Consider the following 14,574-nt stretch of genomic DNA (forward strand, 5'->3'; position numbering starts at 1 on the left):
AATCACAAGATTATATAGCAGTGACCCTGTATCTATGGTAGAATAAATTCATCCATAGATGCCCGGTCACAGAGGTATGGATACCTCGGAAAGGAGATTTTATGAAGAGACCGGACAACAACAAAATAACAGCACTTTACGAGAGACTGTCACGAGATGATGAACTGAATGGAGACAGTAACAGCATTGTAAACCAGAAGAAAATGCTTGAAAAGTATGCCAAAGAACAGGGGTTTACGAACCTTGCTCACTATACCGATGATGGGTATAGCGGCACAAACTTTGACAGACCGGATTGGAAGCAATTGACTGCTGACATTGAAGAAGGAAAAATCGAATGTGTTATCGTCAAGGATATGAGCCGAATCGGCAGAAATTATCTGGAAGTAGGCTTTTATACAGAGGTTCTGTTCCGAGAAAAAGGCGTCCGCTTTATTGCTATTTCCAATGGTGTTGACAGCACGCATTCTGAATCCAATGAATTTGCACCATTCTTAAACATTATGAATGAATGGTATGTGCGTGATACCAGCAGAAAAATCAAGTCTGTACTTCGCAATAAAGGTATGGAAGGCAAGCATCTGACTTCTAATGCCATCTACGGATACAAAAAAGACCCGGAAGATAACAACCACTGGCTTGTTGATGAAGAAGCCGCTGCTGTGGTAAGACGCATTTTCCAGTTGATTATTGAAGGGAATGGACCGATGCAGGTTGCGAGAATTCTTACAAACGAAAAGGTTGAACGTCCTTCCTACTATCTTGCAAAACAAGGACTCGGTACTTGCAGAGGTAAATGCGATATGACAAGACCTTATTCGTGGACAGCTACCACTATCACAGACCTCGTATCAAAACCGGAATACATGGGGCACACAGTTAATTTCAGAACCTTCAAGGAATCATACAAGGACAAGCATTCCCAATATGCTAATCCGGAGGACTGGCTGATATTCAGAGATACGCAGGAAGCTATTGTTGATGAAGACACCTGGTATATGGTTCAGAAAATCAGAGAGACCAAGCACCGCCCAATCGCACAGGGCAAAGCAAATCCATTGACCGGACTCATGTTTTGCGCAGATTGTGGTGCTAAAATGTTCAACCACCGCACAAAAGGCTATGAGAAAAAGGATAAGGATGGAAATCCGACCGGTAAATATACCAATGCACAGAATAATTACACCTGCTCTACCTACAGCAAGGCAAAGGGACATTTTGAAAACAAATGCTCCCAACACCACGTAAGAACAGATGTGGTCAGAGACCTGATTTTGACAACACTGCAATATACGGCAAGCTATGTCAAAGAACATGAGGATGAATTTCTGGAAAAGGTTAGAAAATCCAATGTTCTGAAGCAGGAATCAGATACGAAGGCTCTCACAAAAAAGATTGCAAAATCTGAAAAGAGGGTTACTGAACTTGATCATCTGATAAAACGTATTTATGAAGATAATGTATCCGGGAAGCTGTCGGATAAGCGTTTTGAATTGCTGTCTGCTGATTACGAAAAGGAACAGGCGGAATTAGAAGAATTCCTTACTTCTGCCCGAGAGCAGTTAGCCACAGCAAAGGAAGAAGCTTCCAATGTCGATAAATTCATCGCACTGGTTCATAAGTACACAGATTTTTCTGAACTGACCACACCAATGATTCACGAATTTATAGACAGAATTGAAGTTCACGAAGCTGACAAGTCAACAGGGGAACGCACACAGGAAATCGACATTTATCTCAAATATGTAGGCAAGCTGGATGTTCCAATGCCAGAACTGACACCGGAAGAATTAGCCGAAGAAGAACGGAAACGTCGCAAGCGTGCGTGGAATCGAACCTACAACCGACGCAAAGCTGAGAAAGAACGTGCTGAAAAAGAAAAAGTAGCTTTAGAAGCTGCAACAGATACTGACAAATCTAAAAAGGGAGCATAGGCAACTGCCGGAAACTCCCATTACATAAGGGTTTCAAGCCCACTTCTAAAAATATCCCTATGAAAGCGCAACATGTGCTTCTGAAGCTGTCTTGCTTCCATGATACGCTCAAGCTGTGCCCTTCCGTTTACCATGTAGGAACCGATGTTATTTTCTTTATTGAAAGGCATATTCGCCATTTCCCGCTCTGCTTCATAAAGGGCAGCCGCAGCTTCCTCATAGGTATCGAAATGCACTCCTGCAGGTGTGATGTCCTTGATCTGGTTCTGCAAATGCAAAAGTCTGAAATCCCCATCCGCATACGGATCATCAATAGCAAAATAATTCTGTTCCAAGTCAAGCGTACTGACCTCACGCCATTCGTTGTAATTGACGAGGAACACTTCATTTTCCCTGTCCAGTTCATCCTGTGCGTGTTCCTGTGCAATCTCCGAAAGGATCTCCGTCGTTTCATCAATGACCGAAGTCTGTTCTTGTGTATGCTCTGCCATAAGCTCCTTTGTAAACTCCGGCACTTCCCTGTAACCAAAGGAATCCACATAATGGCTTGTGTTTTCTCCGTTCTGATGAAGCACCACCACATCACTGACAGAAAGGGAATGTCCCCGGAAGTCTGCGGGGCGATCTATATTAAAGCGGGTGTAAATATCTTCAAGGCTTGTGCCTTCCTCTAATGGTGCGGTATAGATCAGGTTATAATTCTTCTTTGTGACCGCAATTCCCCTGCTTTCAAGATAGTCCATTCCCATAAAGTGAATGTCTCTTGCTTCCTCTGTATCTTTGAGCTGATAAATACCAAATCTGTCCTCGCTGCCAAATAGAAGCTGTGTTTCCCTGTTTGCAGGACTTTCCTCTAACTCCTGTTTCATACTCTGGTGTTCCAGATAGGCACTCCAATCGTCCTTTTCCACTCCGAAAATGCCCTCATGCTCCTTTAATTCTTCCAAATCTTCAATGAGCATTTCGGAACCGTCCTCATGGAGCTGATACACAGCCACATCTTCCCCGAAAAGCTCCGTTGCCTTATCCTTTGTCAAAGGCAGCATTTCATTCCAGGAATAACCATACTCATGCATCTCAGAAAGACCTATCCTGCCATCCGGAAGTGCATCAATCTCCGCCTGTGCATCTATGACAGTAAGCGCTTCATTGACAGGCTGATTTTCTATCATGTATGCAAGTTTCTCCGCCAATTCTCTTGTCTTTTCCATGTCATCGAGCTTGTAATTGTAATTCACAATCAGATCTCTCTCATCATCCGTAAAGACTGTTGCCCCATGCTCCATGCGGTTGATAAGGTTCTCTGCCTGCTGTATGGCAGATAATTCCGTTGATGCACTCACGCCTGTATCTGCATCGTATGCAAAATCAAAAAACTGCGGTGCGTGTTCATTCAGTCCGGCACTGGAACTAATCAAAGTCATTTCTGCCCCATGTTCTTTCAGATACGCATTATAATCTCCGTCCCACTCATTCTCATTAAGCAGAGCCATATCATAAAGCAGCTTTTTAACTTCGTCCGGGGACATATTTGTGATTTTGGAAATCTCCCATTCACTTCCCATCGAACCGGAGAATTTTACCACTACATCTCCGGCGGCAATCGGCTCCATAGACTTATCATAGATTTCCTTTCGTTCTTTCATATCCACAAGCTCCTCTGTGTCGGTATTGTAACGGACATCAAGGTGGTATTCTCCAAATTCTTTTGTATCTTCATTGGCGATCTCGGTTGTCCATGCCCCTTTACTCTCCAGATATGCTTGAATACTCAGCTTATCGTCCTCACTCATGGCTGAAAGAACGTCCATAAGTTCCTGTCTGTCCATTCCCACGACACTCACAAGGCTGTATTTTGTCAGATCATCATTCTGTATCAGAAGAATACTCTCCTTATTCTGTTCCTGCTCCACTGCCCTGTCCTTCTGTAACTCTGCTAACCTGTCCTCAATGCCTGTGATCAGCTCCGAAGCGGTCTTTCGTATGGTATCAAGGGAAGATTTCAATTCTTTCATATCCCGGTCACTGCTCCATCCGGCAATATACCCAAAGGAATAGTCCGAGGTATCAATGCCGAAGTGCTGGCACACCGTATAGGCAACACTCTCCGCTTCCACTTCCTTTGTGTTGCGGTCTTTGTCTAAGACCGCATCTATATCCTGATTCCGTTCCCGGTCATGAAGCTTTGCGTGTGCCACCTCATGGATAGCGGTCTTTACGGTCTGACTCTGGCTCATGCCCTCCTGTATGGCAATCCGGTGGTCTGTGGTATGGAAATATCCCTTTGCCTCCCCTTCTATATCTTCATAGATAATGGGAACCGGGGAAACCTCCGTAAGTGCCTGCATAAAGTCCTCGTAGTCCTCCACACTTCCCGAAAGCTCATTTACCCCTATATCCGGCAGTTCCTTTCCGTCCGTCTGTGACACATCAAAAACCGGAACCACACGAAAGGCGGGTATCTTAATCTCCACTTCCTCCGTAATGGGCATTCCGTTCTTGTCAAGCATGATCTCTCCTGTTACCGGATCAAGTTTCTCCTGTTCTTCCTTAATCTTGTACGGTGCCGGGGCAAGGATACGGATACCCTTTTCCCCTTTTTTAACGTGCCTGTCAAAATTCTTCTGCCAAGCCTTGAATCCGGCCACTAACGTAGCGTCAGGCTTTTGCATTGCGATTAATATGGTGTTGTTAAAGCTATAATTATGGAATTTTGACATGGTATTCAGATAGGTCTTGTACTTCTCGCTTTCAAAAAGCTCCTTGATACCCTGCTCCAGCTTCTCCGTTATTTCCTGTACTTTCTGTTTTTCTGTTTTCGCATCTGCCATTGTATGTCCTCCTTATCATAAAAACAGGAAAAAGCAGATAGATTGCTACCTGCTCTTTCCATAAAACTTTATAAACTTGCTTCCTGACTCTTAGTCTTTGATTTTTCCGGTTCTTTCTTCTGCTGTTCCGATTTCACTTTCATCTGTGACAGCTTTTCCTTGACGGACACCCTGCTCTTTTCCTTATCCTTTCCGGTATCCAGTCCGGCACAGACCTTATCCAGCTTCGCTACTGCACCGTCAATCCGCTCCACCTGTTTCTTTAAGGCTGAGATATGCTTCTTTACAGGCATATTCAGTACCCTTGTAAGGGCAACGCCTTCTTTTTCGTCCGACACTTCCTTTGTGCCTTTTCCGGTTAAGAGCCTTCCCACGTTGGCTACGCTGTTCCCGATCTGCTTGAGCTCGTCCCCAATGCTGTCTATTTGGTTGGCGGTCTTTTCATAACTGGTAAGCACATCAACCATCTTCTCCCGGCATCCGGAAAGCACCGACTTCACACTGGAAATTCCTTTCTGAAGAACCCTGTTCATTTCCTCTTTTCCCTTTTCCTTAAAGGCGGTTACTGCCTGTGCTGCGGTGTCAATCAAATGGTCTTTCAGTTCCGATAAACGTTCTGCAAGACTGCTTACCTTCTCCTGGAGGTATGACACCTTATCCAATAGCTGACTTTCCGCTGCTTTCGGCTGGCTCTCCTGCATCTTTTCAAGCTGCTTTCGTACTCCCTGCAGTTCGTCCACCATAGCGGAAAGCTGTAACTGCATCCCGGCGATATACTGCAAGACCTCCATAAAGTCCTGTGACTGCTCTTTCATGTCCTGCTGTCCCATAAGCTCCATGAACTGCTTCATAACGTCCATTTCCTCTGTGTTCTGTTCTTTCTTTGGTTCGTTTGCTTCCATCGCACCCTCCTATAAACTTTCCTCTTTTCCTTTGCTCTTTGTTACTTCCGGTTTCTCCGGCATCTTCTGATCGGATATTTTCTGCTTCATCTCTACAAGTTTCTCCTTGACGGATACCCGCCCTCTGGAACCGTCTGCTAACATCCGTTTCTTGTCATGCTCTGCGATACGTTCCGACATAAGAAAACTTGCAACAGGCTTTAACGGTTCCTCAGCCACCGCCTGTATATCTTCTGCCTTGTCCGGTTCGCTTTCCTGCGCCTGTGTACTCTGCTCTCCCGTTTCGTCCTCCGGCTCATCATCGCCCATATCCAGCGCATTATCGCCCTTTTCATCCATATTAAGAAGCGCATTTAACTCTGCAAGGCGCTCTAGCTTCTCCGCCAGTTCCTGCTCCTGTGCAAAAGGTTTCGTGACCTCTACCTTTGCGGTTTCGAGCTGATGTTCCACATTGGAAAGTTTCTGCTCCACGTCTGCCATTTTCCCGGTCATTCCCTCTAACGCATTGGACAGTCTTTGCAGATTTCCAAACGGATCGGCTCCGATTTCCACCTCATGGCTCAGACTTCCTTTTAAGCTGATCGTAAACTTGGAGAAGAACGAGTCAAAAGACACGCTCATCTTAAAGCCCTGATATTCTCCGATTGTGACCGCCATGTTTGGCTGTTTGGCACTCCGGCACATATCAATCAGAGCCGCACCCGCTTCCTTTTTGTCTGTATAGGTACGGTTGCCTATCTTCATGGAAAAAGCGTCCTTATCCACCAGCTTATGCGCTGCGTAGGTCTGAATGTCCGCCCGGTATCCCTCAAGCCTTTCTTTTAAGGCTGTGATCTGCATCGGGTAATGCTTTGCGATATTGTCCTCCAGACGGTAACGCTGGCTTGTGTGGTTCGCCTTTAAGAGCTTCAGCTTTGACACCTGTATATCCAAGTCCATCTTCTCCTTGATGTAAGGGTTTCCAGTTGCAAGTGCCTTTACCTCTGCATAAGATAGCGCTGCTTCGTCAATGTCCTCACAGGAACGTACCGGGGACTTGCTCGTCATGATCTGCCCGATAAACTTCTGCTTATTCTCAATGAGCTGCCATGAATAACTGTCGAAGGTGCCTTCCGTCACATACCGGAAAATCTTGACCTTATCATTCATGTTTCCCTGTCGTAAAATACGACCTTCCTGCTGTTCAATGTCAGACGGACGCCAGGGCACATCCAAATGGTGTAATGCAATCAGTCTGTCCTGTACGTTGGTTCCGGCTCCCATTTTGGCAGTAGAACCCAACAAAAAACGAACCTGTCCGCTTCTTACCTTTGCAAACAGCTCCGCTTTTCTTTTCTCCGTATTGGCATCATGGATAAATGCGATTTCTTCCGGTGGGACACCCTTTTCAATCAGTTTGCCCCGAATGTCCTCATAAACATTGAATGTACCATCTCCATTCGGTGTCGATAAGTCACAGAAGATAAGCTGTGCCGACTTCTGTTCCTTTGTTTCTTCCCATATCTCACATGCCTTGTCCACACAGGTGGTGGCTTTGGAATTATCCTCATCGGGAAGCATATCGTTGATCAAACGCTGGTCTAATGCAAGTTTTCTACCGTCATTGGTGATTTTGAGCATATTGTCAACGTGTGGCTCTACCTTCCTATCACGAACAGCCTCCGCACGATCCGCAAGGGACTGTACCATTTCTTTCTGATACTCGCTCGGCTTTAACACCACATTTTCGTACTCTGCTTCCGGTACAGGCAGCTTTAGCATATCCGGTGTCTGAATATCCGCACTTTCCTTGAAAAGTGAAATCAGCTCCGGCAGATTGAAGAACTTGGCAAACCTTGTCTTTGCCCGGTATCCGGTTCCTTCCGGTGCAAGCTCTATGGCGGTCTGCGTTTCTCCGAAAGTAGCCGCCCAACTGTCGAAATTGCCAAGACCGAGCTTCTGAAGCGTATTGTATTGCAGATAGCGCATATTCGTATAAAGCTCCGTCATACTGTTGGAAATCGGCGTACCTGTTGCAAAAGTAATGCCCTTGCCGCCTGTCAGCTCGTCCATGTACTGACACTTTGCAAACATATCCGAGGACTTCTGTGCTTCCGTCTGTGCAATGCCCGCCACGTTCCGCATCTTGGTGTATAAGAAAAGGTTCTTATAATTGTGGCTCTCGTCTACAAACAGCCTGTCAACGCCAAGCTGTTCAAAGGTTACTACATTGTCCTTGCGGGAAGTATCGTTCAATCGGCTCAGCCTTGCGATTAATGATTTTTTTGTCTTTTCCATCTGTTTAATGGTGTAACGCTCGCCCTTTTCTGCCTTGACCGCTTCGATTGCCATTTCTATTTCCGTTATCTGCCGCTCGATCATGGCAGCCTGTCTTTCCGTTGAAAGCGGTATCTTTTCAAACTGCGTATGCCCGATGATGACCGCATCATAATCCCCGGTTGCAATACGGGAACAGAATTTCTTACGGTTGGCAGGCTCAAAATCTTTCTTTGTGGCAGCTAAAATATTTGCACCCGGATACAGGCGCAGGAAATCACTCGCCCACTGCTCTGTTAAGTGGTTCGGTACGACAAATAAGCTTTTTTGACAAAGCCCTAACCGCTTGCTCTCCATTGCTGCAGCAATCATTTCAAAGGTCTTACCTGCACCCACACAATGGGCAAGCAGGGTATTATCCCCATAAAGCTGATGTGCCACCGCATTAAGCTGATGCGGTCTTAATGTAATATCCGGTGTCATGCCCGGAAACTTCAGGTGGGAACCGTCATACTCTCTTGGTCTGGTGGAATTGAAAAGCTCGTTGTACTTGGCACACAAGGTCTGTCTGCGCTCCGGATCACGAAATACCCAATCCTTAAAGGCTTCCCTGATGGCTTCCTGTTTCTGGCTGGCAAGCGTGGTTTCCTTTTTGTTAAGAACTCTCTTTTCCTTTCCATCTTCCTCAATCGTATCAAAAATACGGGTATCACGAAGGTTTAAGGAATCCTCCAGAATACGGTAGGCATTTGCCCGGCTCGTTCCGTAGGTCATATTGACAAGTGAATTGCCACGATCCGCATTTTTGCCCTTTACGTTCCACTGTCCTGTCACATCGGAATACTGCACCCCGACAAGGTTACGGTCAAAAAGGTAATCCGGTGTTTCAAAGGTTTCCCGCATGAAATCCTCGATGTACTTAGGCTCAATCCATGTGGCACCAATACGCACCTCAATCTCGCTTGCATCAAGCTCCTTGGGCTGTACACCCTCAAGGGCTGTGACATTGATTGCAAACTCCGGACGATTCTCTGCAAAAACCCTTGCCGTTGCCAGCTTCTCCCGGACATTGCCGCTTAAATACTCGTCTGCGGTTTCCCACTTTTCTGTGACCGGATTCTGGAAAATAATTCCGACAAGTTCCTTTGCCACATCTTCCTTGCTTTTTCCCGTAAGCTCCGACATATAGGCTAGGTCTACCCTTGCCTTTTCCCCTAATGACACCGCCAGTGCTTCACTTGCGGTATCCACGCTTGTGACAACTTCTGCTTTTTTAATGGTTCGCTTTGAAAACATATCAGCCTTGCCTTTGAAGTTGCCCTCATCGTCTAATTTCTCCAATGAACAAAGCAGACAATAGCTTGAGTCCTGATTAAACGCTCTCTTATTGGTTTGTGAATTGATCAGACCGTATTTCTTGGAAAACGCATCATACAGCTCATTAAGCTCTGCCTGCTTGCTCTTAATCATATCTTCCGGATATTCGTTCAACTGATAGTCAATCAGCTCCTGTGTACAGTCACGAATCTGCACCATGCCTTTCATGCGCTGCTCCATCGTTTCTGATACGTCCACAGGCTTCATAATGGAATTTTCCCGGTAATACACCCTCTCGTCCACGATCGTGTAACTGTAATTCTTCACGCTTGGATCGGCGGGAATGGATTCTCTTGCCAGCTCATCATCAAGCTCATCGAACTCTGCCTCGTCAATGCTGCCCTCGATATGGGATATAGCCTTTTCAAGCTGCTTGGATAAAGGAATGGTGGTATCCGGTGTACAGGTGGCTTCCATGCCAAACTGCCCGCTGACCATTTCCATTTTTCCCATGATCATCTCCGGGTGGTCTGCAAAATACTGGTTCATGGCTATGCCATTTTCATTTTCACAAAGATGTACCCAATCCGGCAGGGTGTCGATTACCCTGTCACGCTTCTTTAGGAAAAGAATGTCCGAAGTGACCTCCGTCCCCGCATTTTCCTTAAAGGCTGTGTTTGGAAGCCTGATCGCTCCAAGAAGCTCCGCTCTCTGCGCAAGGTACTTTCTGACTTCCGGACTTTTCTTATCCATTGTTCCCTTTGAAGTGACAAATGCCACTACGCCGCCCGGTCTGACCTTATCTAAGGCTTTGGCGAAAAAGTAATCGTGTATGAGGAAGTTATGCTTATCATAGGCTCTGTCTGCCACCTTGTACTGACCGAAAGGCACGTTTCCGATTGCCACATCAAAGAAATCATTGGGATACTCCGTCTTTTCAAAGCCTGTGATCTTCACATCGGCATTCGGGTATAGCTGCCTTGCAATTCTTCCGGTAATTTCATCAAGCTCCACACCATAAAGCCTGCTCTCCTGCATACTTTCCGGCAGCATACCGAAAAAGTTGCCAATACCCATTGCCGGCTCCAAAATGTTGCCTTTTGAAAAGCCCATTCGTTCCATCGCATCATAAATCGCCTTGATAATCACAGGGCTTGTGTAGTGGGCATTTAAGGTGCTTTCCCTTGCTGAATCGTATTCCTCGGCTGACAACAGGCTCTTTAATTCCTGATATTCACTTGCCCAATTCGCTTTTGTTTCATCAAAGGCATCAGCAAGACCACCCCAGCCCACATATTTTGCTAAAATTTCCTGTTCTTCCGGCGTGGCAATACGGTTTTCGCCCTCAATCTTTTCAAGCGTTCTGATTGCTTCCACGTTCTGACGGAATTTTTCTTTTGCCGCAAAGCCTTTTCCGGCACTTTCCTCTGTTTCCGGAGCAATGTGGAAGTTGACTGCACCCGATTTGTCAAGCGGCGGCTGTTCCTTTGGTGCTTCTGCTTCATTCTGCGGCTCTGGTTCGGCAATCACTTCACTTTCTTGCATTGGATTGGACAATTCTTCATTTTTCTGTTCATATTCACCCCATACTCTTTGGGAAACAGCAGAAAAATAAGGAGATTCTTCTTCCATAATGCTGAAGCGAATCTCCTCCATGTCCTCAAGGCTCTTTGCCCCGGTTATTTTATCATGGTACTTAAAATATAATGCTTCCCTGCCAAGAATGCCCTCCAATCGTGCCAGTTCAGGCTCCGGCATACGTTCCCAAATATCATCCTTCTCCGTATGAATGGTAAAGCCTTCTCCGTCATCATGGTACTCAAGCGTATATTGCAGCTTATCATGTTCCCCACGAATATCACACTCAAAATCATAGACTGTTGTTCGTGTACCTCTGATATATTCCCGGTCTATCAATACAAGGTTTTTAACATCATCCGCAGTCAAAGGCTGTTCTTCTGTCTGCTCTATGGAAGGCTCACCCTCATAACGTGACGCATACTGTCCGGCATCCTTTAACAGTCCGTCCATCTCCAGAGCTTTTTCTGTTTCGTCGCTAATTGTCTGCATCATTACATAGTCTGCCGCTTCTGCAAAAAGGAAATCATAGACCTCTTTTCCTTCTAAAGTACGCTCATCGTCAGTAATCGTGACCGCCTGTGTTTCCTCGTTCCAGCCAACCACATCTTTCCGGTCTAATGCTCCGCAGATTTTAACCACAGCCGACATTTCAGACAGCCTTTTATTTAACTGCTCTATGTCTGTTTTTCCGGTTTCCGGTGCTTTTGGTTCTCCTTCAGCAACAGTTCCTGTTTCTCTATCTAATTCCTGATTGGTTACACCACGCTCCAACTTCGCCTGTTCTTTTTGCATGGCTTTCTCTGCCTGTTCCTGTTTATACTGTGCATAGGCTTCCTTTCCCTCCGGCGAAAGGTATTTATCTGCCTGCACAAGCTCCCGGATACGTTTCTCGACAACATTCCAGTTTAAAAGCACCTTTGCGTAAGGACTGCCATAGTTACCTTTCTCCAGACGGATACCTTTGGCATCGTGATCCTCGTGCGCTCTGTCACTTCCCGGAAGTGCATGGGAACTGCCACCCGTACCATATTCATTTTTCAGAAAAGCAATGCTGTCTTTCTTGTCATGCCCTTCCATGAAATACTCATAGATACGGAACTTTCCATGTTCAAAACTGCTTCCTCCGGTCAGCCTGTAATCAATCTCGTCCTGTGTGATAAAATCCTCATTCCTTACCTCCACCGTATCAGGTGCCGGAAATTCTTTCTTTTCCACACCTAAATCCGCAAGCTGTTCTAATAAATAATCCGGTCTTTTCACATACCGCCATTTAATCTGCTTTTCTCCGCTGTCAAGCTGTGCTTTTGCCTTTTCAAGCTCATCCTGAATCAGTTCTCTGCCCTCAGTGGTGGATAAAAGCTCGCATAGCCTTTCCATGCTTGCCGGGTAGTTAGAAAATTTAAGCTCCAGACTCTCCGGCATTTCCGATATACCATCACGGAAGAAATTGTTAATGTCCGTAGCAATTCTCTCACGCTCCACCGCATCCACAAGGAATACTTCATTTGCACTCATATAAGTACCATTCTCCACCATAACACGGATATGGCTCTCCACTTCGCTCCAGCTCATCACTGCAAGGGTATTTTCCTTTGCCGATGTACCATAACCTATACGCATACCCATTTCATCAAACCACAGTGAAACAGGATTTCCGTCAAACTCAAAACCTTTTCCGGTGGTCTTATACTCGTTCTTTAAAAATTCTGCCATTTCTTCCGGTGTCTTACCCTGCTGATACTTGGCATAGATACGTTTTCTGCTGTTATCCCTACCGCCGCCACTACGCAAGATACTGTCAATCTGCTCCTGTGGCAAAGAAAAAGCAGCGGGCATGGTATATTGAATACTTGCTTCCGCTGCTGCGATTGTGCCGACCTGTTCCTCAAAGCTCGGAAACAGGCTTAACTGCTGATAGGTTCCCTCCGGCTGTTCGATATTTAACTGTAGATCAGTTCCGTCATCACGATCTCCTCTGCCGAGTGTACGATGCTGTTCATCTTCGCTACCCAGAGCATCTGATTTTCTGCTTTCATCTGCTCCGTTATCCCCTCTCTCTCCTTCATCTGTCCGGTCAGAAGCTCCATTCTCTCCTCTGCCTGCTCCTGTATCATTAACAGGTGTTCCTTCAGCTTCCCGTTCAGAAGAAGTCCCGTATATACTCCGTTCTTGTGTTCCTGTAAGAACTTCTTCCTCATCAGTCCGTACTTCGTCAGTACCTCCTTCGGCTGTTCGTCCATTACTACCATCGGTATCTGATAATCCCCGTTCTTCTCGTATGTCAGATTCATCATATTTGCTCCTTTCCCCGATTTCTCCGGTCTGTGTGATAGATTGTTCGTCTTGGCTTTCGCTTTCACGCTTTAACGCATTATAGTCTGCTTCAGATGCATTTGCAAGTCCTTTTTCGATATTTTTCTCATGGGTGTCGATACGTTCCCTGCCTACTCTCGTTTCTTCCCGATTTTGGGCAATCTGCCTGTCATACGCTCCGATTGCTTTTCCAATTTCCATAAGGATTGGCTTGGATAAATCAGACACATTGCTGCCAAGCTGTGACAGTGTTTCCACTGTGTTAAACTCATGGATATAAGGAAAGTTTATTTCTTCGGCAAGCTCGCTCTCCTCCATGCCGCAGCGCTTTAAAACGGTATGGGCAATGCTGTCGGCAAGGGTTTCCCGTATCCTTATTTCCACGTTCAGCTCGTCCAGTTCCTCTAAAAAGCTCCCTTCCTTTAAGTATTCCATATCCGAAGCAAGCTCTTTATAACAATCCTCTGCAATCCGTCCGGCAATCTCCCGGATACGTCCCACAAACCCGGCTTCCCTGTCGGTGTCCCCATAAGTTTTTTCCAAACGGGAAATCACTGCTTCCATGTGTTCCTCACGCATCTCCCAAAGGTTAGGGAATTGTCCGATTCTTCTTGCCTTATGCACATCTGAAATATCAAAGACATACTTCAAACCGGAAAAACTATCCTCATCAATCAGCGCAATGCCCTTTGCACCTTTGTTTACCCAACAGTGCATCTTTTCATTCCATATCTCTATGGAAGCACAGGCGGTTGCCTCCGGTCTTTGGGCATAGATTAAAAGCTGTTCCTTAAATGGATATTTATACAATCTGGAAGCAGTATTTAGGTATCTCCTCCAGTTTTCTTCATTCCGCACGACTTCTTTTGCTGTTTCCTCTGCCAGTGCGGAAATCAATTTATATTTTCTCATGGTAAACCTCCGTAAAAAAGGCTGTAAGGCACTTTAAGCACCCTACAGCCTGTGATCAGTTACTTATCGGCATCAGGCATAAAAACCTTGCTCCTCAATGCCTTTTTCCAAAATGCAGTTGATCAGTTCCTCCAGTTCCACGTTGTTAATCTCGCTGACAACGATCAGCTTGGCAAGGGTATCCTTCGAAACGGATACCGCATAACTCTCCTCATCTGCACGAAGCTCATGCACACAGATACCAAGTCCGTCTGCAATCTTGCACATAACACCAAGTTCAGGCTCCTTAACTCCTGCCATAATGTCAAGGATTGTTCTCTCCGGCACACCGGAAATTCTGGAAAGCTCCGCAATCCCGATTTCTTCCTCTTTCATCACATTTAATAATTTGTCTCCTGTTGTAAACATATCCCTTTCCTCCCTACTCTGCTTGGTAGTGTCAAAGACTACCCATTTTTTATTTTAAAAAATCCTTTTAAAACCTTGATTTTTCGGAGGTTTGCAAATAAAAAGAGCAATTACCTCCTT

General features: G+C 45.7%; 4 protein-coding genes and 1 pseudogene. 1 reads left to right on the top strand and 4 read right to left on the bottom strand.

Features of this window, described 5'->3' with window-relative positions; genetic code table 11:
• The first annotated feature begins 101 nt into the window (after positions 1-101).
• Positions 102-1,934, top strand: a complete 1,833-nt coding sequence (locus ACTNES_RS04165; RefSeq protein ID WP_235250899.1) for a recombinase family protein — start codon at positions 102-104, stop codon at positions 1,932-1,934.
• Between the two features lie 344 nt (positions 1,935-2,278).
• On the opposite strand, the pseudogene ACTNES_RS04170 reads toward ACTNES_RS04165, so the two are convergent.
• From ACTNES_RS04170 to ACTNES_RS04185, 4 genes and pseudogenes are all read right to left on the bottom strand, one after another.
• Positions 2,279-4,765: pseudogene (locus tag ACTNES_RS04170) on the bottom strand (YodL domain-containing protein); the annotation flags it as partial.
• 68 nt (positions 4,766-4,833) lie between these two features.
• The gene (locus ACTNES_RS04175) at positions 4,834-5,667 is read right to left on the bottom strand and encodes a DUF6674 family protein (protein ID WP_441038576.1); all 834 of its coding nucleotides are present in this window, start codon (positions 5,665-5,667) and stop codon (positions 4,834-4,836) included.
• A 9-nt stretch (positions 5,668-5,676) separates the two neighbouring features.
• Positions 5,677-14,046 (bottom strand): DEAD/DEAH box helicase family protein, encoded by an 8,370-nt coding sequence (locus tag ACTNES_RS04180; protein ID WP_441038577.1) that lies wholly within the window; start codon positions 14,044-14,046, stop codon positions 5,677-5,679.
• Between the two features lie 72 nt (positions 14,047-14,118).
• Complete coding sequence (locus ACTNES_RS04185; RefSeq protein WP_441038578.1) at positions 14,119-14,454, bottom strand: helix-turn-helix domain-containing protein; 336 nt, start codon at positions 14,452-14,454, stop codon at positions 14,119-14,121.
• Positions 14,455-14,574 lie beyond the last annotated feature (120 nt).

The sequence above is a fragment of the Blautia sp. HCP3S3_D9 genome (genome assembly GCF_052063845.1).
Taxonomy (GTDB): Bacteria; Bacillota; Clostridia; order Lachnospirales; family Lachnospiraceae; genus Blautia_A.

What these genes read in the sequence shown, in the direction of transcription:
- ACTNES_RS04180 (WP_441038577.1), bottom strand. Translation starts at nt 14,046, where the DNA reads ATGAGAAAATATAAATTGATTTCCGCACTGGCAGAGGAAACAGCAAAA.
- ACTNES_RS04185 (WP_441038578.1), bottom strand. Translation starts at nt 14,454, where the DNA reads ATGTTTACAACAGGAGACAAATTATTAAATGTGATGAAAGAGGAAGAA.
- ACTNES_RS04165 (WP_235250899.1), top strand. Translation starts at nt 102, where the DNA reads ATGAAGAGACCGGACAACAACAAAATAACAGCACTTTACGAGAGACTG.
- ACTNES_RS04175 (WP_441038576.1), bottom strand. Translation starts at nt 5,667, where the DNA reads ATGGAAGCAAACGAACCAAAGAAAGAACAGAACACAGAGGAAATGGAC.